Source organism: Bordetella genomosp. 12 (assembly GCF_002261355.1).
Classification (GTDB): domain Bacteria; phylum Pseudomonadota; class Gammaproteobacteria; order Burkholderiales; family Burkholderiaceae_B; genus Bordetella.
This window is the reverse complement of record NZ_NEVU01000002.1, coordinates 952,579-972,056: the sequence shown is the minus strand read 5'-3', so window position 1 is coordinate 972,056 and position 19,478 is coordinate 952,579. Positions and strand designations below refer to the sequence as shown.

Here is a 19,478-nt window from a genome sequence, read left to right as displayed (position 1 = left end):
CATCATGACCTGCCGCTTGCTCAGCCTTGCGATCAGCGCCTGCCTGCTGTCGGGCTGCCTCTCGCTGGCGCCAGACTACGAACAGCCGGCCCTGCCCGTGGCCGACCGCTTCCCGCAGCCGGCCGCGCCGGCGGTTCAGCCGGAACAGGCTGGCCCTGCGGCCGCCACGGTCGATTGGCAGGCCTTCTACACCGACCCGCAGTTGCGCGCCCTGATCACCCGGGCGCTGGACAATAATCGCGACTTGCGTCTGGCTATCCTGCGGGTCGAAGAAGCGCGTGCAGCCTACGGCATCCAACGGGCGGATCAGTTCCCCACCCTGGGCGCAACCGCCGACGGCACACGCCAACGCACCCCCGGCGATCTCAACCTCACGGGCCGTCCGGTCACCGGGTCGCAATACCAGGTGGGACTGGGCATGGCGTCCTGGGAGCTGGACTTCTGGGGCCGCGTGCGCAATCTGAAAGACGCCGCGCTCGAGCAATACCTGGCGACCGACGCGGCACGGCAGGCGGCCACGCTCTCGCTCATCAGCCAGGTGGCCGACAGCTACCTCACGCTGCGCGAACTCGATGAACGCCTGGCGCTCACGCGTTCGACCATCGCCACCCGGGCGGAATCGCTGCGCATCTTCCGGCGCCGCTTCGAGGTGGGCTCGATCTCCAAGCTCGACCTGACGCAGGTCGAAACGCTCTGGCAGCAGGCCACGGCCCTGGGAGCCGAACTCGAACGCACGCGCGCGGCGCAATTGCAGAGCCTGCAAGAACTCATCGGCCAGCCGATCGACGTGCCCCCTGCTCCCGATGCCCTGACGCACGAAGCGCTCATGCGTGACCTGCCGGCCGGCCTGCCTTCCGATCTGCTGACCAACCGGCCCGACATCGTGGCCGCCGAACACCAGCTCAGGGCCGCGAATGCCAATATCGGCGCGGCGCGGGCGGCCTTCTTTCCGCAGATCACGCTCACCGGCGCCTTCGGCACCGCCAGCAGTCAGCTCGACGGCCTGTTCAAAAGCGGCAGCCTGGCCTGGAATTTCGCCCCCAATCTGAACCTGCCGATCTTCGACGCGGGACGCCGCCAATCCAATCTGGAACTGGCCCGGGCGCGGCAGCAACAGGCCGTGGCGCAGTACGAGAAGAGCATACAGACCGCCTTCCGGGAGGTCGCCGATGCCCTGTCGGCACGCTACTGGCTGGCCGAACAAGTGCAGATTCTGCACGCCACCGTGCAGGCCCAGGCCGAACGCGCGCGGCTGGCCCGGCTGCGGTACGACCACGGCGCCTCGCCCTTTCTCGAAGTCCTCGACGCGCAGCGCGACCTGCTCGATGCCCAACAGCAATGGGCCAGCACGCAGCGCGCCCTGCTGTCGAGCCAGGTCGCGCTCTTTACCGCGCTGGGCGGCGGCACGCACGTCCCGGCCGTCGCACCGGCCACCCCAGAACAACCGTAACGAGGTCTCCAAGATGAATGCCCGAAAAATTCTGCCCCTGGCCATCGTCGCCGTCGTGGCCTTGCTCGGTTACTACGGTTGGCGCACCTTCAACGACCGGGGCCCCGGAGACGGCTTCGTCAGCGGCAATGGCCGTATCGAAGCCACCGAGATCGACGTCGCCACCAAGTTGGCTGGCCGCGTGGAGGATGTATTGGTCAATGAGGGCGCCTTCGTCAAAGCCGGGCAACCCCTGGCCCGCATGCAGATCGACACGCTCAACGCGCAGCACGCCGAAGCACGCGCCCAACACCAACAGGCCATCAACGCGGCGGCCAGCGCCCGGGCGCAGGTCGCCCTGCGCCGCAGCGACAAGCAGGCTTCGCAGGCGGTCGTGGTGCAGCGCGAAAGCGAACTGGACGCCGCGCGCCGCCGCCTGGCCCGCTCGCAGACCCTGTCCAAGGAAGGCGCCTCGTCCATCCAGGAACTGGACGATGACCGTGCCCGCGTGCGCAGCGCCGAAGCCGCGGTGGCGGCCGCCCGCGCGCAAGTGGCCGCCGCCGACGCCGCCATCCAGGCCGCCCAGGCGGAAGAAATCGGCGCGGGCTCGGCCATCGAAGCCGCGCAGGCCACCGTGGCCCGCGTGCAAGCCGACATCGTCGACAGCGAACTGCGCGCGCCGCGCGACGGCCGGGTGCAGTATCGCGTGGCCCAGCCTGGCGAAGTCCTCGGCGCCGGCGGCAAGGTGCTGAACCTGGTGGATCTCTCCGATGTCTACCTGACCTTCTTTTTGCCCGAGCAGGCGGCCGGCAAGGTGGCCCTGGGCACGGAAGTGCACATCATCCTGGACGCCGCGCCGCAATTCGTCATTCCGGCCTCGGTCAGCTATGTCGCCAGCACCGCGCAGTTCACGCCCAAAACCGTGGAGACGGCCAGCGAACGCCAGAAACTCATGTTCCGCGTCAAGGCGCAGATCAGCCCTGAGCTGCTGCAGCGCCACCTCGAACAGGTCAAGACCGGCCTGCCGGGCGTGGCCTGGATCAAGCTCGATCCCGATGCGGCCTGGCCCGCCAATCTCGAAGTCAAGGTGCCGTGATGAGCGAGCCTGTCGCCCGGCTTGAGCATGTCAGCCAGCACTATGGCAAGACCGTCGCGCTGGACGACCTGACCCAGGACTTCCCGGCCGCGCGCATGGTGGGCCTGATCGGCCCGGATGGCGTGGGCAAGTCCAGCCTGCTGGCGCTGGTGGCCGGCTCGCGCGCGGTGCAAGCGGGCAAGGTCATGGTGCTGGGTGGCGATATGGCCGACGCGCAGCATCGCGAGCAAGTCTGCCCGCGTATCGCCTACATGCCGCAGGGCCTGGGCAAAAACCTCTACCCCACCCTGTCGGTCGAGGAAAATCTGCAGTTCTTCGGCCGACTCTTCGGCCATGATGCGGCCGAACGCCGGCGCCGCATCGACGAGCTGACCCGCGCCACCGGCCTGGACGCCTTTCTGGATCGGCCGGCCGGCAAGCTCTCGGGCGGCATGAAACAAAAACTGGGGCTGTGCTGCGCGCTCATCCATGATCCGGATCTGCTCATCCTGGACGAGCCCACCACCGGCGTCGATCCGCTGGCGCGGGCGCAATTCTGGGCCCTCATCGGCAGCATCCGCCAGGACCGCCCGGGCATGAGCGTCATCGTGGCCACGGCCTACATGGACGAGGCCCAGGGCTTTGACTGGCTCATCGCCATGGACGCCGGCCGCGTCCTGGCCACCGGCACGCCGGCCGAACTGCTTGCCTCCACCGGCAGCAGTTCGCTGGAGGAAGCGTTCATCGCCCTGCTGCCCGAGGAAAGAAAGCGCGGCCACCAGCCCGTGGTGATTCAGCCGCTGGCCGTGGACGACAACGCGCAAGTCGCCATCGAAGCGCGCGATCTGACCATGCGTTTCGGCGACTTCGTGGCCGTCGACCACGTCAATTTCCGCATCCGCAAGGGCGAGATCTTCGGCTTTCTAGGTTCGAACGGCTGCGGCAAGTCCACCACCATGAAGATGCTCACCGGGCTCTTGCCGGCCAGCGAGGGCCAGGCCTGGCTGTTCGGCCACGAAGTCGACCCGCGCGACATCGACACCCGGCGGCGCGTGGGCTATATGTCGCAGGCTTTTTCGCTCTACGGCGAACTCACCGTGCGCCAGAACCTGGTGCTGCACGCCCGGCTTTTTCATGTGCCCGAGGCCGACATCCCGGCCCGGGTGCAGGCCATGGTCGAACGCTTCGACCTGGCCGACGTCCTGGACAGCCTGCCGGACAGTCTGCCGCTGGGCGTGCGTCAGCGCCTGTCGCTGGCCGTGGCCATGGTCCACAAGCCGGAGTTGCTCATCCTCGATGAGCCCACCTCGGGGGTGGATCCCGTGGCGCGCGACAATTTCTGGCGCCTGCTGATCGATCTGGCCCGACAGGACCAGGTGACCATCTTCATCTCCACCCACTTCATGAACGAAGCGCAGCGCTGCGACAGAATCTCGCTCATGCATGCGGGCAAGGTGCTGGTCAGCGACACGCCCGAAGCCATCACGCGCCATTGCGGCGCCGCCACGCTGGAGGATGCCTTCATCGACTACCTGGTGCAGGCCGGCGCCGGCACCCGGCCGCAGCCCAGCGCGCCGCCCGCGGCCCCGCCAAGCGCGCCCGCTCCGGACAGCGCCAAGGCGGCCAGCCATCACCTCAAAGGTTTTCACATCAGCCGTGCGGCCAGCTATATGTGGCGCGAAGCGCTGGAGCTGCGCCGTGATCCGGTGCGCGCCACCCTGGCCCTGGTCGGCTCGCTGATTCTCATGTTCGTCATGGGCTTTGGCATCAGCATGGACGTCGAAGACCTGCGCTACGCCGTGCTGGACCGCGACCAGACCGGCCTGAGCCAGGACTACGCGCTGAACCTGTCGGGTTCGCGCTACTTCATCGAGCAGCCTCCCATCACCGATTACGCCGATATGGATCAGCGCATGCGAGCCGGAAAACTCGCCCTGGCCATCGAGATCCCGGCCGGCTTCGCGCGCGACGTGCAGCGCGGCAAGGACGTGCAGATCGGGATCTGGGTAGATGGCGCCATGCCGCAACGCGCCGAAACCGTGCGCGGCTATGTGCAAGGCATGCACCAAGGGTGGCTGCTGGAGCAGGCGAGAAAACAGTCAGGCAGCTCGACGCATCTGGCGGTGAGCATCGAGTCGCGCTTTCGCTACAACCCCGATGTGCGCAGCCTGCCTGCCATGGTGCCGGCGGTGATTCCCCTGTTGCTGCTCATGATGCCCGCGATGCTCACCGCGCTGTCGGTGGTGCGCGAGAAAGAACTGGGGTCCATCATCAATCTTTACGTCACGCCCGTCACCCGGCTGGAGTTTCTGTTGGGCAAGCAGGCGCCCTATGTCGCGCTGGCGATGCTGAACTTTCTGCTCATGGTATTGCTGGCCGTGACGGTCTTCGATGTCCCCATCACGGGCAGCTTTGCCACATTGCTGCTTGCCGCGCTCATCTATAGCGTCATCGCGACCGCCATCGGCTTGCTGGCCTCGACCTTTACGCGCAGCCAGATCGCGGCGCTGTTTTTCACCATGATGGGCACCATGGTGCCCGCCGTGCAGTTCGCCGGCCTGATCAACCCGGTGTCCTCGCTCGAGGGCGGCGGACGGCTGATCGGCCAGATCTATCCGGCCACGCATATGCTGACCATCTCGCGCGGCGTGTTCAGCAAGGCCTTGCACATGCAGGACCTCTACAGTTCGTTCTGGCCGCTGCTGATTGCCGTGCCCGTGCTGCTGGGCGCGTCGGTCTTGCTGCTCAAAAAGCAGGAGGTATAGATCATGGGCCGCCACATCGCCAATATTTACCGGCTGGGCGTCAAAGAGCTCTGGAGCCTGGCCCGCGACCCGATGATGCTCATCCTCATCGCGGTGTCCTTCACCCTCATGATCTACACCGCCGCCACGGCGGTGCCCGAGACGCTGCACAACGCCCCCATTGCGGTGGTCGACGAAGACGCCTCGCCCATGTCGCAACGCATCGTGGCGGCCTTTTATCCGCCGCACTTCACGCCCCCGGCCCATGTCACGGCCGCGCAGGCCGACGCGGGCATGGATCGCGGGCTGTACACCTTCTGGATCAACATTCCCCCCAACTTCCAGCGCGATGTCCTGGCCGGACGGCCGGCCGAGATTCAACTCAATATCGACGCCACCCGCATGAGCCAGGCCTTTACCGGCAGCGGCTACATCCAGCAGATCATCAGCGACGAGGTCGACGCCTTCGTCAAACGCTACCGCAAGGCCGACACGCCCGCGGTAGACCTGGCCGTGCGCATGCGTTTCAACCCCAACCTGACGCAGGCCTGGTTCGGCGCCATGATGGAAATCATCAACAACGTCACCATGTTGTCCATCATCCTGACCGGCGCGGCGCTCATCCGCGAACGCGAGCACGGCACGATCGAGCATCTGCTGGTCATGCCCGTCACGCCGGCCGAGATCATGCTGGCCAAAGTCTGGTCCATGGGGCTGGTCGTGCTGGTGGCCGCCGGCCTGTCGCTCACTTTCGTCGTACGCGGCGCCCTGCACATCCCCATCGAAGGCTCGGTCGCCCTGTTTCTGACCGGCGCGGCCCTGCACCTGTTTGCCACCACTTCCATGGGCATCTTCCTGGCGACGCTGGCCCGCAGCATGCCGCAGTTCGGCATGCTGCTGGTGCTGGTGCTGCTGCCCCTGCAGATGCTCTCGGGCGGCAATACCCCGCGTGAAAGCATGCCGCAGTTCGTTCAGGACATCATGCTGGCCGCGCCCACCACACATTTTGTGGAATTGGGGCAGGCTATCCTGTACCGAGGCGCGGGGCTGAATGTTGTGTGGGCGCCGTTTCTGGCGCTGTTGGTCATAGGCAGCCTCTTGTTTGCCTTTTCGCTCGGGCGTTTTCGCAAGACCCTCAGTCAGCTTGCCTGACCCGGGCTCCTCCTTTTCACCTTTTGCAAGGAAGGATCATGAAGAAAACCACTTCAAAACCCAGCACCCCGCCGGCGGCCTCGCTGTTCACCGCCAATCTGGCGTACTGCCAGCGCCTGGCCGCCCTGGCGCAGGAGAGCCAGGGCCGTTGGGCCGCGCTGGCCCAGCACCTCTGGGGCGACAACGCCAGCCGCGTTCAATCCACGTTCGCCCCCTTGACGCAGACGCACGACTGGCAGACCCTCGCCCCGGCGCTGGGCGATGTCGCCCGCCAGCAATGGCAGGCACGCCTGGACGCCACCTCGGCCGTCGTCCACACCGTGCTGTCCGAACAGGCCGCGCTAGCCGCCGGCCTATCGCAGGCGGGCAATGCCTGGCTGCAGGAAGCGGGCACGGCCTGCAATGGCCTGAGCGGATCGCCCGCGGGCCGGATGTGGACCACCCTGGCCGAACAAATGTCCGCCGCCACCCAATCCCTGCGCACACTGGGAGAGCGGCATGAAAGCTAAGCGCACGGCACTGGTCACTGGCGGCATGGGCGCGCTGGGCCAGGCCGTGGCGCACGCCCTGCATGGCGCGGGCCACCGGGTCATCATCACCTGCCACCAGCGCGGCACGGCCGCCGAGGCCTGGCTGCGGGCGCAACAGGCCGCGGGGCGCGAATTCCTGGCCTACGGCGTGGACGTCGGCGACCACGGCAGCTGCCGCCACTTGGCTGAGGCGCTGGCTGCCGATGGTTTGACCGTGGACATCCTGGTCAACAACGCCGGCGTCACGCGCGATGCCAGCCTGCGCAAAATGCGCCCCGAAGCGTGGAGCGAGGTATTGCGCACCAACCTGGACTCCATGTTCAACATGACCCAGCCCTTCCTCGAGGGCATGACCTCGCGCGGCTGGGGCCGCATCGTCAACATCTCCTCGGTCAATGGGTTTAAGGGCGCGTTCGGGCAGACCAACTATGCCGCCGCCAAGGCCGGCATCCATGGCTTTACCAAATCCCTGGCGCTGGAAGTCGCGCGCAAAGGCGTGACCGTCAACACGGTGTCGCCGGGTTATCTGGACTCGCCCATGGTCGCGGCGGTGCCGCCCGACGTGCTGCGCGAGACGGTCTTGCCGCAGATCCCGGTGGGCCGCCTCGGCAAACCCGAAGAAATCGCCGCCCTCATCGCCTTTATCTGCAGCGAGCTCGCCGGCTTCATGACCGGGAGCAACGTTGCCATGAACGGTGGCCAGTACTGACCGTCTTGCCGCGCGCCGATTGCGCGCGGTCAAGACCGGCCACGCCAGGCCAGCCTAGAATGGATACGCGGATTTCTTTTCACATAACATGCAGACAGAGAGGTCGCCATGCTGAATATTCTTGTCCCCATTGACGGTTCCGACTGCGCGCTGCGCGCGCTCAACGATGCCATCGGCCTGGCCAAAGAAAGCGGCGGCGACGCGCAGATTCACCTGCTCAATGTGCAACTGCCCATCATCTCGGGCCACGCCAAGATGTTCCTGAGCAAGGACACCATCGATAACTATTACAAGGCCGAGTCCGACGCGGCCCTGGCCGGCGCCCTGGCTGCAGCCCGGGCCAGCGGCGTGCGCTTCCAGGCCGATATGCGCGCCGGGCCGCTGGGGCAGACCATCGCCGATTACGCCAAAGAAAAACACTGCGATCGCATCGTGATGGGTACGCGCGGTCTGGGCGCTGTGGGCGGGCTGGTGCTGGGCTCGGTGGCGCAAAAGGTGATACACCTCTCTGCCGTGCCGGTCACGCTGGTCAAGTAAGCCAGCCAGGGACACGCCAGGCACAGCGGGCTGCGGCCCGCTTTCTTCGCATCGCCGGGCATGGCCGGCGCCATGGGCTCGGCCCCGGGCGGTCAGGGTGGGCGGCGTCAGGCTTGTGCCGTTCGAACGGAATTTGCAATAATGGCCGCGCCTGTCCCCGTGAGGCGTTTTGCCTCAATCAACCTGCCTCACTCCACCGGCGAGACCGCTATGAATAAATCTGACGATATCGGCAAACTGATCCTGCGTCTGGCGCTGGGCATCCTCATTCTCATGCACGGCTTGTTCAAGCTGGGTAGCGGCGTGGGCGGCATCGCCGGCATGCTGTCATCGCATGGCTTGCCGGGCTTTCTGGCCTATGGCGTTTACCTGGGCGAAATCGTGGGCCCCGTACTGCTCATCGTCGGGGTGTTCTCGCGGCTGGGCGCCTTCCTGGTTTTCGCCAATATGATCGTCGCCTTGATGCTGGTGCACGCCGGCCAGTTTGGCAGCATCAATCCGCAAAGCGGCGGTTGGGCGCTGGAGCTGCAGGGCATGTACCTCTTTACCGCCCTGGCCTTGATGTTCACCGGCGCCGGGCGCTACAGCCTGGGCGGCACGGGCGGCCGCTGGAACTGACGCCCCGGTCCCCGGCATCACCCCCGCGGTCTGACGTCAGGCCGCGGGGGTTTTTCATGCACGGCCGCGCGGGCCGCTACGCCGCGCTACTGGCGCATGCCTATGGCCAGGCGGTTGAAGGCGCTCATCAACGCAATGGCGAAACTCAGATCGGCGATCTCGGTATCGCTGAAATGGGCCTTGAGCGGCTCGAAGTCGGCGTCCGGCGCGTGAGTCTGGCCGACATAAACCAGGGAGTCGGTCCAGGTCAGGGCGGCGCGCTCGCGCGCATCGAACTGCGCGCTCGCATGCCATCCGGCCAGGCTGTCGATCTTGCCCTGCGGCATGCCGCCAGCCCGCAGCGCCGCCGCGTGCATTTCCAGACAAAAAGCGCAGCCGTTGATCTGCGACACCCGCAGATACACCAGCTCGATCAGGGCCTTGCCCAGCGTGCTTTTGTCCAAGGCTTTCTTGGTCGCGATAAAGCCGTGGTATGCCTCGGAAGCCAGGGTGTTGTAAGGCAGGCGCAAAGCGGTCATGTAGGTTCTCCGGTAACGGTCAGGGGATGGAAAAAATCGGCCAGCATCTGGCGCGCCAGCGCCAGCTCGTCGGCTTGCGGGGTCAAGCCCTGCACATAGGCAAAGCGCACCTCGTGAAAGCCCAGAATGGACAGGGCATAGCGCAGGTAATCGGTCAGAAAATCGGGTTGGCGCGCCTGCTCGCCGCGAAACACGCCGCCGGAACGCACCAGCACCAGGGTCGGGCGGTCGCGTAACAGACCTGTCTTGCCCGACGCCGTGACCGTGAAGCTGCGCCCCATGCGCAGCACATAGTCCAGCCAGAGCTTGAGCGCCGCGGGCACCGCGAAATTGTGCATAGGGGTGCTGATCAACAGCGCATCGCTGGCTTCGAGCTCACCGATCAATTGTTCGGAAAGCGTGAAGGCCGCGGCGTCCCGGCCAGCGCCGCTGGTCACGCTCTCGGCGTAGTCGGTGCTCAGCGGCGCCAGCGGCCGCGTGCCCAGGCTGCGGGTCAGCACGCGCGGCACCTGAGCGTCGGCCAGGGCCTCACGCACCAGCCGCGGCCCCAACGACCCTTCGCCGTGCGGACTGCAATCCAGAAAATACAGTTGTTTCATGGCGTGCCCCGCTACAGAGACTGGCGAAAATGCATCCCGGCCGCCAGCAGGCCCTGACGGAAGTAAAACCGTTGACCCAGCGCATTGCCCAGGGCGGTGTCCAGCACCAGATGGGCGCAACCCTGCTGGCGGGCCTGCTGGCGCACGGCTTCGATCAGCATGGCGCCCACACCGTGGCTGCGGGCCGCCGACGTGGTCACCAGATCATCGACGTAGATGAAACGGCCGTAAATCAGGTTTTCCTGCCAGCGGTAGCCGGCCAGGCCCTGGACCTGGTCGTCCTGCCAGGCCGCCAGCAGGCGATACCCCTGCCCGGCCTGGCGGCGCAATTGCTGCCGGTAGGCGTCGGCGTCGCGCAGATGCGGGCGCAGCTCCTGCATGACAGCGAAACTGGCCAGGTATTCGGCATCGGTTTCGATATGGTTAAAGCGGAGGGAACTCATATTGCTCCTTGTCGTCGAGCCCTCACTTTAGGAAAATAATGGCCCATACAATAGGTGCAAGAATTGATTAATTGACTAGGCCATAGAACATGGACGTCCAGCAACTCAGGCCCAGCCGCGAGGGGGGGCCGGCCATCTACCTGCAGTTGTACGCACGCCTGCGCGAGGCCATCGCCGCCGGCCGGCTGCGGCCGGGCGATCGCGTGCCGTCGGTGCGCAGCCTGGCCAGCGAGCTCAACCTGGCCCGCGGCACCGTCGAACTGGCCTACCAACTGCTGGCCAGCGAGGGTTATTTACTGCCGCGCGGGCCGGCCGGCACCGTGGTGTCGCCGCAGTTAGCGGCCGCTCCCGCGGCCCTGCCGCAAGCCGCGCCGGCCACCGCCACGGCCCGCCCGGCCAGCGACGGCCAGCCGCAGCCTTGGCCGTTTCAGCTCGGCCTGCCGGCCCTGGACGCCTTTCCGCGCAAGACCTGGGCGCGTCTGGCCGCGCATGCCGCCCGCGACATGAGCGCCGCCGCCCTGATATACCCCGCGCCCAACGGCAGCGAAGACCTGCGGCGGGCCATCGCCAGCTATCTGGGCATCTCGCGCGGCATCGCGTGCAGCCCCGGGCAGGTATTCGTCACCCAGGGCTACCGCGGCGCGCTGGAACTCGTCTGCCAGGCCGTGCTGCAGCGCGGCGACTTCGGGTGGCACGAAGAACCCGGTTATCGTCACGCGCGCGACTTTCTCGAGCGCGCGGGCATGCGCCTGGCGCCGGTTCCCGTCGATGAACAGGGGCTGGATGTGCAGCAGGGCAGGCGCCTTGCCGAGACCGCGCGCTTTGCCGTGGTCACCCCCACGCATCAAAGCCCCTTGGGCGTGGCGCTGTCCCTGCCTCGCCGCCTGGCCCTGCTCGAATGGGCCGGTCAGCAGCAGGCGTGGATCATCGAAGACGATTACGACAGCGAGTTCCGCTACCACGGCCGCCCCTTGCCAGCGCTCAAAAGCCTCGATAGCGGCGGCCGGGTGCTGTATACCGGCACCTTCAGCAAAGTGTTGTTCCCCGGGCTGCGGCTGGCCTACCTGGTCGTGCCAGAAAGCCAGATCGAGCGCTTTCGCGCGGCCGCCTGGCATCTGCCCGGGCCGGCGCTACCCGCCCAGGCCGCCACGGCCCGCTTCCTGGAGCAGGGCCACTTCGCCCGCCATCTGCGCAAGATGCGCACCCTGTATGCCAGCCGCCGCGCCTATCTGGCCCAGGCGCTGCAGGCGCGTCTGGGGCGCCACCTGGAGGTACAAACGCAGGCTGGCGGCATCCACATTCTGGCCCGCTTGCGCGATCCGGCGCTGGCCGATGCGCCGTTGGCCACCCTCGCCCTGCAGGCCGGACTGGCCGTCACGCCCCTGAGCCAATGGCATATGGGGCCCGCCGCCACCGGCGGCCTCTTGATGGGTTTTACCAACATCGCCTCGCCGGAAATGGCCCAGGCGCTGGTCAGCCGGCTGGCCCTGGCACTGGGCTGGATGCAGGCGCCGTAATCAATGGTCACGAATGAGTCGTTTCTGAGTGGTTTCGTCGTGCAACCCGGGCCCGCACTTATGGCCTAATCCGGGCACACTGCAAGCATTCGCATCCCGATGTCGTAACGCCCTGGAGCTAGGCATGATCCCGCGCCCTTTCCGCTTTCACCCCCTGGTGAGCCTGGCCTTGCTGGCCTGTGCCGTGCCCGCGCATGCCCAGGTCAGCTACGATCCCCCCGAGGCGGCCGCGGCGCCTGCCAGCGCCGATCCCGCCGCCGCCAACATGGCCGCGGTAGCCGTCAGCGACCAGCCCCCGCCGGCGCTGCCGGTGTATCAACAGCCGCCGGTGCCCGGCGAAGGCTACATCTGGACGCCCGGCTACTGGGCCCGCAACCCCTATGGCTTTTACTGGGTGCCCGGCGCCTGGGTGGTCGCCCCCTATGTCGGCGCGCTCTGGACGCCCGGCTATTGGGCTTTCGATCTGGGCGTCTATCGCTGGCATGCCGGCTATTGGGGGCCTCACGTCGGCTTCTATGGCGGCATCAATTACGGCTTTGGCTACCTCGGGGTGGGCTATGTCGGCGGCTATTGGCGCGACCGTGCCTTCTTCTACAACCGGGCCATCACCAATGTGTATCCCGGCCGCGTGACCAACGTCTACGTCCACAACGTCACCATCAACAACTACGATCGGCGCCGCGTCAGCTACAACGGCGGGCCCGGGGGGCTGGATCGCCGCCCCAATCCGCAGGAAGACGCCGCGCGCAATGACCGGCGCACGCCGCCCTCGCGCGATCAGATGGACCATGCGCGATGGGCTGGCAACAACCGGGGGCAATGGGCCGGACGTGGCGACGGCCCGCGCCAGACCGTGGCCGACGCCCCCATTGGCGGGCCGCGCGCCAATATGCGCTGGAACAGCGACGACTACCGCACTGCCGGCAAGCCGAACCCGGCGGGCAATGGCCCGGCCGGCGGCAACGCGCTGCACGGCGGCCGTCCCGACAACGCCCGGCCGTCCGGCGGCCAGGGCCAGAGCCCGGGCAACCGCCCCGAGGGCGTAAACCGCCCCAACCTGCCCGGCGGCACGCCTGCCCAGCCCGGCGTGGTGGCGGGCAGCCGGCCTGGCGGCAGCCCAGCCGCGCCGAGCGGCCAGGCTCGTCCCAGCCAGCCGGCTGCGCCCAGCCTGCCCGCCAGCCCCAGCCGCTCCGACAATGCGAGCCGCCCGGGCGCGGACCACCGCGGCAACGCGGGCAGTGCCCCATCCGGCCGGCCCGAACGCCTCAACGAGCGGCCGGCCGCCATGCCTCAGCAAGGCCATGAAGCGCGCGCGCCTCGCGCCGAAGGCCGCGGCCGCCCCGAGGGCGGCGCTGGGCGTGGCGGCGAGCGGCCGGAGCGCAACTGACGCCGCCGCGCGTACCTGGCGGTCCTTCCCTTCTGTCTGTACATTAGAGGCCGACCTGCCGCGCTGCGCAGCAAGCGGCGGCATGGCCCAGGAGACCACGATGAAAACGCATGCACTGATGTTGGCTGCCGCTGTCGCGCTGGCCACCCAAGGCGGCGCGGCGCAAGCCACGCTCGCGCCCGGCGCCAAGGCCGCGCCGTTTACCGCCCAAGCCGCCCAGGGCGGCCAGGTTTTTTCCTTCGACCTGGCCCAGGCGCTGCAGAAAGGTCCGGTGGTGCTGTATTTCTATCCGGCCGCCTTCACGCAGGGATGCTCACTGGAAGCACGCAACTTCGCCGAAGCCGTGCCGCAGTATCAGGCGCTGGGCGCCACCGTCATCGGCGTGTCGGCCGACAACATCGATACCCTGAAGAAATTCTCCGTCAGCGAATGCGGCGGTAAGTTTCCGGTGGCCGCCGACACCGACGGCAAGATCATGAAGGCCTACGACGCGGTATCGGATAAACGCCCCGAGGCCGCAAAACGTACGTCCTATGTGATCTCTCCGGCAGGCGAAGTGGTGTACGAATTCACCGACCTCAGCCCCGAGCATCATGTGCCCAACACGCTCGAAGCCCTCAAGGCCTGGCGCGCCAGCCATCCTGCCGGCAAATAAGGCCCGCGCCCGGGCCGGCGCGCTTAGAGGATGTCCTGCACGACATCGGCCGGCCGGCACAGGCGCGCGCCTTTGTCGGTCACCACAAAAGGCCGGTTGATGAGGATGGGGTTGTCGACCATGGCATCGAGCAGGTCATCATCGGTGCGCTGCGCATCGTCCAGCCCGAGTTCCTGATAGAGCGACTCTTTGCTGCGTATCGCTTCGCGCACGCTCAGGCCCGATTGCTGAATCAGGCCCGCGAGCGTCTGGCGCGAAGGCGGCGTCTTGAGATACTCGATGACCGTAACGGTGTAACCGGCATCCTGCAAGGCCTGCAGCACGGTGCGTGACGTGCCGCAGCGCGGGTTGTGATAGATGGTGGCGGCATGCGTGGGCGACATCGTGAGCTCCTGCGGGGGGATGGGCCCCCTAGTCTACCCCGCCAGCGTCCCCTGGAACGGCCACACCGTGGGATGCGTGCCGGGCGGCGCCGAGGGCCGCACCCACACCGCCGGTGTGGCCGACAGCCTTGCGGCATGGCGCACGGCGCTCAGGGTGCCGAAACCGGTTTCCGTGGTGTCGAGCAGATCGTCCACCGCCGGCATGGGGCAGTTCAAACCATCGTCGACCCGGCCCAGGCTGCGCAACCACAAGGCGGTTCGCGCCAGCGACACCCGCACTTGCCAGCTGCCGCCTTCGGTGGCCTGCCGCAGCAGCGCCGCCTGGGCCCCGAACGCCATAAGAAATCCCGAGGCGTAATCCAGGATCTGCACCGGCAGCGGTTTGGGCTCGGCCTGGCCGGCGGCCAGGGCTTCGGCGTGATTGAAACCGGTGGCTGTCTGCACCAGCGAATCGAAGCCGCGCCGGTTGGCCCAGGGGCCGCGAGCGCCATAAGCCGACAGCGACACATACACGATGCCAGGGCGGATGCGCGCGGCTTCCTGCGCCCCAAAACCCAGGGCTTCCATGCCGCCCGGGCGGTAACCTTGCACGAACACCTGCGCGCTGCGCAGCAGATTGCCCAGCGCGATGCGGCCATCGGCGGTCTCCAGGTCCGCATGGACCGAGAGTTTGCCCTGGCTGGTCTCGATGATGTTGTCGATATTGGGCAGATGCGGCGAATTGACCAGCATCACGTCGGCGCCATGCGCGGCCAGCGTGCGGCCGCCGATCGGCCCGGCAATGATGCGCGTCAGGTCCAGCACGCGTACGCCCTGCAAGGGGCGGGCCAGCACGTCGGCATGCGCCGGCAAGGGCCGCGGATCGGCATCGCCGATCCGCTCGATGCTCACCAGCGGCTGATCCGCCAGCGCGGCCGCCTGAGGATGCGCGTCCCACTCGTCGAAGCGGCGCATGGCTGCCACGACCAGACCGGCATCCGCGGCGACCTGCTCGAACTCCAGCGCCTTCCAGCGTTGCAGGGCCTGAGCGACATCGGCGCGCGTGGCGCGCTCTCCGGTCGGACAACCCAGCAACGCCAGCGCGCCATCGCGATGGTGGGCGAATTTGGCGTGGATGCGCACCCAGCCGCCATCGCCACAGGCGTAGGCGCCGGAGATCTTGTCCCACTGATCCGGCATCACGCCGTTGATCGTGAAGTAGCTACGGCACTCCTGGGCGGCATGCAGCATGTCGACGGCCACCTGCTGCCGGGGCTGGCCGCGCAAATGCCAGAGTTCGGCCGCGGCCAGCCCCGCCGCTGCGATACTGACCTGCGCCGCCGTTCCCACGGCAAAGGACGAGGGCAGCACCGGATCCTGGCCGGACAGCACCACATTGTCGAGCGCGGCCGCGGGCAGGCCGGCGTCGCGCCAGAGCGCACGCAAGGCCGAGAACGCCAGGCCATCCTGCGGGGCGAGGCCGCCGGCCTGACTGAAGGAGGAGCGCGAGTCCATAAAATCTCCCATGGCGCAGAATTCAGGTGAGGGGGTCATGACGATTACATGACTGCCCGCGGGCCGGCGTCAAGCGCCGCCACGCCCGCCGGCTGCGGCAACGCGCGCGGCGCGCCCCGTTTGCAAGGGTTTCAAGCCTTTGGCGAGCCAGGCCGCGATCTGCCCCGATACACACCGGCGCCCCGAGCGGCCGCTAGAATGACGCTGCCCCTTTTCTCTTCTGATGCCCCATGCATACCCTGGTCTGGCTGCGCAGCGATCTGCGCCTGCATGACAACCCTGCCCTGAGCGAGGCCGCCGCCCAGGGCCATGTCCGTGCGGTGTTTCTCGCCGCGCCAGGCCAGTGGCGCGCGCATGGCGACGCCGCGGCAAAAGTGGATTTCTGGCAGCGCAATCTGCAAGCCCTGGGCGCCACCCTGGCGCAACGGGGCATCGAGCTCGCTATCCTGACGGTGCAAGACTGGTCAGAAGCGCCAGACGCGCTGGCGGCCTTCTGCGCCAACCACGGCATCGCCGACGTGCACATCAATGCCGAGTGGGGCATCAATGAGCGGCGCCGCGATCAGGCCTGCGCCGCGCGTCTGCAGGCGCTGGGTGTGAGCTTGACGACGCATCACGGCGGCACGCTGTTGCCGCCGGGCTCCGTGCGCACCGGCAAAGGCGACCCCTACCGGGTCTTCACCCCCTACGCGCGCGCCTGCCGCGACATCCTGCGCAGCGCACCCCCGGCGGCACGACGCGCGCCGGCAGCGCAAGGCCCGGCCCTGCCCGCGGCAGCCGTGCCGGCCATCGGGCCGGCCGTCAGCCCGGCGCTCGCGCGGCTGTGGCCCGCGGGCGAAGACGCCGCCCATGCGCGGCTGCGCGATTTCCTCGACGCGGGATTGCCGCGCTACCACGAGCGCCGCGATATTCCCGCCCTGGACGGCACCAGCGCGCTATCGCCCTATCTGGCCTGCGGTGTGCTCTCAGCGGCGCAATGCCTGCGCGCGGCACTGCGCAACAATCAAGGTGAAATCGACAGCGGGCAGGCCGGCGCGCGCGTCTGGATCACGGAGTTGCTCTGGCGCGAGTTCTATCTGCATTTGCTGGCCGCTTACCCTGCCCTGTCCATGCATCAACCCATGCGGCCCGAAACCCGCTATCTCGCCTGGCGCGACGCGCCGGAGGATCTGGCGGCCTGGCAACAAGGCCGCACGGGCATTCCGCTGGTCGACGCCGCGCAGCGTCAGTTGCTGGCCACCGGCTGGATGCACAACCGGCTGCGCATGGTCAGCGCGATGTTTCTGTCCAAAAACCTGCTGCTGGACTGGCGCCTGGGCGAGGCCTGGTTCATGGCGCACCTCATCGACGGCGATCTGGCCGCCAATAATGGCGGCTGGCAATGGAGCGCCTCGACCGGCGCCGACGCCGTGCCTTACTTCCGCGTCTTCAATCCGATCACCCAATCGCGCAAATTCGATCCCCAGGGCGTTTTTCTGCGCCGCTGGCTGCCTGAACTGGCCGGCCTGGACGATAAATCCATCCACGAGCCGTCGGCCGCCCAACGGCATGCCGCCGGCTATCCCGAGGCCATCGCGGACCTCAAAACCAGCCGCCTGCGCGCCATCGAGGCGTTTGCCAGCCTGCCGTCCGCGCCGGCCTGAGCCGCGCTCACAGCCCCTGTTTGTCCAGGCGCCGCAAGAACACGGTCAGCTCTTTGATGAGCTGCTGGTCGCCGTGGCCGCGCGCGGCCTCCATGCCGGACTCCCAGGCCTGGCGCGCGCCTGCCGTATCCCCTGACTCCAGGAGCGCGCGTCCCAGCCATTTCCAGGCGATCGAATAGGCGGGGTCGAAAGCCAGCGCCGCGCGCAGATGCTCGACGGCCAGGGCATGGCGCTGGGCTTCGACGTAGGCTTTGCCCAGCGAAAAGCGCAACAACATGTTGTCCTGCCCTTTGGCAAGCATGGCTTCCAGACGTTCGGTCAGGCCCTGCATCTCGCTGATACTCCAGATAATTCGCGGTTGATTCCCACCGATGTTAGTGCTCCGCGGGCGGCAAACAGGTAAAAACCATCTGTGTCGTAGCGTTTCAGCGCGCCGCGGGTCGGGAATTTATCCGCCATAGTGCAGTCTGATTCGCTGTTTCCCTGCCCCGGTTCTCCATGATGACGCTGTCCTTGCCCCGCCCGCGCCATACCCTGTCCGCCCTCCTGCTTGCCGCAGGCCTGGCGGCGCAGGCCTGTGCCGCCGATGTGCCTGATGATCTCTACGCCCGCATCAACCGCATCACCTGGGGTGCCACGCCCGAGACGCTCGCCCAGGCCCGGCAACAGGGCTACGAAGCCTGGCTGCAGAACCAACTCAAACCGCCCGCCCGGGCCGCCTTGCCGCCCGAGGTGGCCGCGCGCATCGCCGCGCTGCCCATTTCCAGCATCCCGGCTGCGCAGGCGGCGGTCGCGCTGCGCGAGCGCATCGCCCAGAACAAGCACATCCAGGACCCAGACGAGCAACTACAGGCCCGGCGCGAGGCCAACCGCGCCATGCGCGAAAGAGGCCAGCAGGCGCGCGAACGCGCCGTCTGGCTGGCGCTGTATTCGCCCAATCAGCTGCAGGAGCACATGACCTGGTTCTGGATGAACCACTTCAACGTCTGGCTCAACAAGGGCTATGTCGGCGTCACGCTCGATGCGTATGAAGCGCAGGCGCTGCGGCCGCGCTCACTGGGGAAATTCCGCGACCTGCTGGCCGCCACCCTGCGCTCGCCCGCCATGCTGGTCTACCTGGACAATGCCGCCAGCCGCGATGGCAAGGTCAATGAGAACTACGCCCGGGAACTGCTCGAGCTGCATACCCTGGGCGTCGATGGCGGCTACACCCAGCGCGACGTGCAGGAGCTCGCCCGTGTGCTCACGGGCGTCGGCATCAACTTGAGCGGCAAGCCCGCCAAACCCAAAGGCCCGCACGCCGCCGAGCTCATCAGCGACGGGCTCTTCGAGTTCAACCCGGCGCGCCATGATTATGGCGACAAGGTGCTGCTGGGCCACACCATCAAAGGCCGCGGCTGGGCCGAGGTGGAACAGGCGCTGGACATTCTGGCCAGCCATCCGGCCACGGCGCGCCACATCAGCCGCAAGCTGGCCACCTTCTTCGTCGCCGATACGCCTCCCCAGGCGCTGGTGGATCAACTGACCCGCGCCTACCAGCAAAGCGAGGGCGATATCGCGTCCGTATTGCGCGTGCTGTTCAACTCGCCGGCCTTCACGGCCTCACTCAAGGACGGCAAGTTCAAGGACCCGGTGCACTATGTGTACTCGTCGCTGCGCCTGGCACTGCATGACCAGCCCCCGCTGATCAACGCGCAGGCGGTGGCCACGCTGATCGGCACGCTGGGCCAGCCACTCTACGGGCGCCTCACGCCGGACGGCTATCCCTTGACCCAGAACGACTGGTCTGGCTCCGGGCAGCTCAACGCGCGCTTCGAAGCCGCGCGCGCTATTGCCGCGGCCACGGGCAGTTTCTACCAGGCCAAGGACGAAGCCCGGCCGCGCATGAAACTCTCGCGCCTGAGCCAGGCCTACGCCGAACCGTCGCCTTTTGCCGCGTGGCCGGCCACCAGCCGCGATGCCATCGCCCAGACCCGCAACGTGGTCGACGCCAACACCTATCTGCTCGCCGCGCCGCCCTTTATGCGCCGCTGAACACCCCGACT

19 protein-coding genes are annotated in these 19,478 nt (G+C 67.4%); 13 read left to right on the top strand and 6 right to left on the bottom strand.

Going from position 1 to position 19,478, the window contains the following annotated elements:
• Nucleotides 1-4 precede the first annotated feature (4 nt).
• From CAL22_RS10055 to CAL22_RS10020, 8 genes are all read left to right on the top strand, one after another.
• Complete coding sequence (locus CAL22_RS10055; RefSeq protein WP_094812727.1) at nt 5-1,450, top strand: efflux transporter outer membrane subunit; 1,446 nt, start codon at nt 5-7, stop codon at nt 1,448-1,450.
• Between the two features lie 13 nt (nt 1,451-1,463).
• On the top strand, nt 1,464-2,525 hold the full coding sequence (locus CAL22_RS10050; RefSeq protein ID WP_094812725.1) for an HlyD family secretion protein: 1,062 nt from the start codon (nt 1,464-1,466) through the stop codon (nt 2,523-2,525).
• Nucleotides 2,525-5,269, top strand: a complete 2,745-nt coding sequence (gene rbbA / locus CAL22_RS10045; protein WP_094812723.1) for a ribosome-associated ATPase/putative transporter RbbA — start codon at nt 2,525-2,527, stop codon at nt 5,267-5,269. The genes CAL22_RS10050 and rbbA overlap by 1 nt, the downstream gene beginning before the upstream one ends.
• Before the next feature lie 3 nt (nt 5,270-5,272).
• Nucleotides 5,273-6,400, top strand: a complete 1,128-nt coding sequence (locus CAL22_RS10040) for an ABC transporter permease (RefSeq protein WP_094812721.1) — start codon at nt 5,273-5,275, stop codon at nt 6,398-6,400.
• Between the two features lie 38 nt (nt 6,401-6,438).
• Nucleotides 6,439-6,909: a hypothetical protein gene (locus tag CAL22_RS10035; RefSeq protein ID WP_094812719.1), complete on the top strand. Its 471-nt coding sequence runs from the start codon at nt 6,439-6,441 to the stop codon at nt 6,907-6,909.
• On the top strand, nt 6,899-7,639 hold the full coding sequence (gene phbB / locus CAL22_RS10030; RefSeq protein WP_094812717.1) for an acetoacetyl-CoA reductase: 741 nt from the start codon (nt 6,899-6,901) through the stop codon (nt 7,637-7,639). The genes CAL22_RS10035 and phbB overlap by 11 nt, the downstream gene beginning before the upstream one ends.
• 108 nt (nt 7,640-7,747) lie before the next feature.
• The gene (locus CAL22_RS10025; protein WP_094812715.1) at nt 7,748-8,176 is read left to right on the top strand and encodes a universal stress protein; all 429 of its coding nucleotides are present in this window, start codon (nt 7,748-7,750) and stop codon (nt 8,174-8,176) included.
• Between the two features lie 210 nt (nt 8,177-8,386).
• Entirely contained in the window at nt 8,387-8,794 is a 408-nt protein-coding gene (locus CAL22_RS10020) for a DoxX family protein (protein WP_094812713.1), read from the top strand.
• 86 nt (nt 8,795-8,880) lie between these two features.
• Here the strand turns inward: CAL22_RS10020 and CAL22_RS10015 are convergent, their stop codons facing one another.
• From CAL22_RS10015 to CAL22_RS10005, 3 genes are read right to left on the bottom strand one after another with little or no spacing between them, the layout of a single operon-like run.
• Nucleotides 8,881-9,312: a carboxymuconolactone decarboxylase family protein gene (locus CAL22_RS10015; RefSeq protein ID WP_094812711.1), complete on the bottom strand. Its 432-nt coding sequence runs from the start codon at nt 9,310-9,312 to the stop codon at nt 8,881-8,883.
• Entirely contained in the window at nt 9,309-9,911 is a 603-nt protein-coding gene (locus tag CAL22_RS10010) for an FMN-dependent NADH-azoreductase (RefSeq protein ID WP_094812709.1), read from the bottom strand. Before CAL22_RS10010 ends, CAL22_RS10015 begins: the two co-directional genes overlap by 4 nt.
• 11 nt (nt 9,912-9,922) lie before the next feature.
• Nucleotides 9,923-10,354, bottom strand: a complete 432-nt coding sequence (locus CAL22_RS10005) for a GNAT family N-acetyltransferase (RefSeq protein WP_094812707.1) — start codon at nt 10,352-10,354, stop codon at nt 9,923-9,925.
• Nucleotides 10,355-10,443: 89 nt separating this feature from the next.
• On the opposite strand from CAL22_RS10005, the gene CAL22_RS10000 reads away from it, so the two are divergent.
• The 3 genes from CAL22_RS10000 (at nt 10,444) to CAL22_RS09990 (ending at nt 13,913) form a co-directional block, all read left to right on the top strand.
• Nucleotides 10,444-11,871 (top strand): PLP-dependent aminotransferase family protein, encoded by a 1,428-nt coding sequence (locus tag CAL22_RS10000; protein ID WP_094812705.1) that lies wholly within the window; start codon nt 10,444-10,446, stop codon nt 11,869-11,871.
• A 124-nt stretch (nt 11,872-11,995) separates the two neighbouring features.
• Complete coding sequence (locus CAL22_RS09995; RefSeq protein ID WP_143276957.1) at nt 11,996-13,258, top strand: YXWGXW repeat-containing protein; 1,263 nt, start codon at nt 11,996-11,998, stop codon at nt 13,256-13,258.
• A 100-nt stretch (nt 13,259-13,358) separates the two neighbouring features.
• Nucleotides 13,359-13,913: a peroxiredoxin gene (locus CAL22_RS09990; protein WP_094813579.1), complete on the top strand. Its 555-nt coding sequence runs from the start codon at nt 13,359-13,361 to the stop codon at nt 13,911-13,913.
• A gap of 23 nt (nt 13,914-13,936) precedes the next feature.
• On the opposite strand, the gene arsC is transcribed toward CAL22_RS09990, so the two are convergent.
• Both arsC and CAL22_RS09980 read right to left on the bottom strand, forming a co-directional pair.
• Nucleotides 13,937-14,296 carry an arsenate reductase (glutaredoxin) gene (arsC, locus tag CAL22_RS09985; RefSeq protein ID WP_094812703.1) on the bottom strand — a complete coding sequence of 120 codons (360 nt, stop codon included), beginning with the start codon at nt 14,294-14,296 and terminating at the stop codon, nt 13,937-13,939.
• Nucleotides 14,297-14,329: 33 nt separating this feature from the next.
• Nucleotides 14,330-15,802 carry a CoA transferase gene (locus CAL22_RS09980; protein ID WP_167383618.1) on the bottom strand — a complete coding sequence of 491 codons (1,473 nt, stop codon included), beginning with the start codon at nt 15,800-15,802 and terminating at the stop codon, nt 14,330-14,332.
• A 218-nt stretch (nt 15,803-16,020) separates the two neighbouring features.
• On the opposite strand from CAL22_RS09980, the gene phrB reads away from it, so the two are divergent.
• Nucleotides 16,021-17,433 (top strand): deoxyribodipyrimidine photo-lyase, encoded by a 1,413-nt coding sequence (phrB, locus tag CAL22_RS09975; protein ID WP_094812699.1) that lies wholly within the window; start codon nt 16,021-16,023, stop codon nt 17,431-17,433.
• A gap of 7 nt (nt 17,434-17,440) precedes the next feature.
• On the opposite strand, the gene CAL22_RS09970 is transcribed toward phrB, so the two are convergent.
• A complete protein-coding gene (locus tag CAL22_RS09970; protein ID WP_094812697.1) occupies nt 17,441-17,764 on the bottom strand; it encodes a tetratricopeptide repeat protein in 324 nt (107 codons plus the stop codon).
• A gap of 167 nt (nt 17,765-17,931) precedes the next feature.
• On the opposite strand from CAL22_RS09970, the gene CAL22_RS09965 reads away from it, so the two are divergent.
• Nucleotides 17,932-19,467, top strand: coding sequence for a DUF1800 domain-containing protein (locus CAL22_RS09965; protein WP_094812695.1), 1,536 nt, complete (start codon nt 17,932-17,934; stop codon nt 19,465-19,467).
• Nucleotides 19,468-19,478: the final 11 nt, after the last annotated feature.

Coding starts and splice junctions, on each gene's coding strand:
- CAL22_RS10055 (WP_094812727.1), top strand. CDS start 5: ATGACCTGCCGCTTGCTCAGCCTTGCGATCAGCGCCTGCCTGCTGTCG.
- CAL22_RS10050 (WP_094812725.1), top strand. CDS start 1,464: ATGAATGCCCGAAAAATTCTGCCCCTGGCCATCGTCGCCGTCGTGGCC.
- rbbA (WP_094812723.1), top strand. CDS start 2,525: ATGAGCGAGCCTGTCGCCCGGCTTGAGCATGTCAGCCAGCACTATGGC.
- CAL22_RS10040 (WP_094812721.1), top strand. CDS start 5,273: ATGGGCCGCCACATCGCCAATATTTACCGGCTGGGCGTCAAAGAGCTC.
- CAL22_RS10035 (WP_094812719.1), top strand. CDS start 6,439: ATGAAGAAAACCACTTCAAAACCCAGCACCCCGCCGGCGGCCTCGCTG.
- phbB (WP_094812717.1), top strand. CDS start 6,899: ATGAAAGCTAAGCGCACGGCACTGGTCACTGGCGGCATGGGCGCGCTG.
- CAL22_RS10025 (WP_094812715.1), top strand. CDS start 7,748: ATGCTGAATATTCTTGTCCCCATTGACGGTTCCGACTGCGCGCTGCGC.
- CAL22_RS10020 (WP_094812713.1), top strand. CDS start 8,387: ATGAATAAATCTGACGATATCGGCAAACTGATCCTGCGTCTGGCGCTG.
- CAL22_RS10015 (WP_094812711.1), bottom strand. CDS start 9,312: ATGACCGCTTTGCGCCTGCCTTACAACACCCTGGCTTCCGAGGCATAC.
- CAL22_RS10010 (WP_094812709.1), bottom strand. CDS start 9,911: ATGAAACAACTGTATTTTCTGGATTGCAGTCCGCACGGCGAAGGGTCG.
- CAL22_RS10005 (WP_094812707.1), bottom strand. CDS start 10,354: ATGAGTTCCCTCCGCTTTAACCATATCGAAACCGATGCCGAATACCTG.
- CAL22_RS10000 (WP_094812705.1), top strand. CDS start 10,444: ATGGACGTCCAGCAACTCAGGCCCAGCCGCGAGGGGGGGCCGGCCATC.
- CAL22_RS09995 (WP_143276957.1), top strand. CDS start 11,996: ATGATCCCGCGCCCTTTCCGCTTTCACCCCCTGGTGAGCCTGGCCTTG.
- CAL22_RS09990 (WP_094813579.1), top strand. CDS start 13,359: ATGAAAACGCATGCACTGATGTTGGCTGCCGCTGTCGCGCTGGCCACC.
- arsC (WP_094812703.1), bottom strand. CDS start 14,296: ATGTCGCCCACGCATGCCGCCACCATCTATCACAACCCGCGCTGCGGC.
- CAL22_RS09980 (WP_167383618.1), bottom strand. CDS start 15,802: ATGGGAGATTTTATGGACTCGCGCTCCTCCTTCAGTCAGGCCGGCGGC.
- phrB (WP_094812699.1), top strand. CDS start 16,021: ATGCATACCCTGGTCTGGCTGCGCAGCGATCTGCGCCTGCATGACAAC.
- CAL22_RS09970 (WP_094812697.1), bottom strand. CDS start 17,764: ATGCAGGGCCTGACCGAACGTCTGGAAGCCATGCTTGCCAAAGGGCAG.
- CAL22_RS09965 (WP_094812695.1), top strand. CDS start 17,932: ATGATGACGCTGTCCTTGCCCCGCCCGCGCCATACCCTGTCCGCCCTC.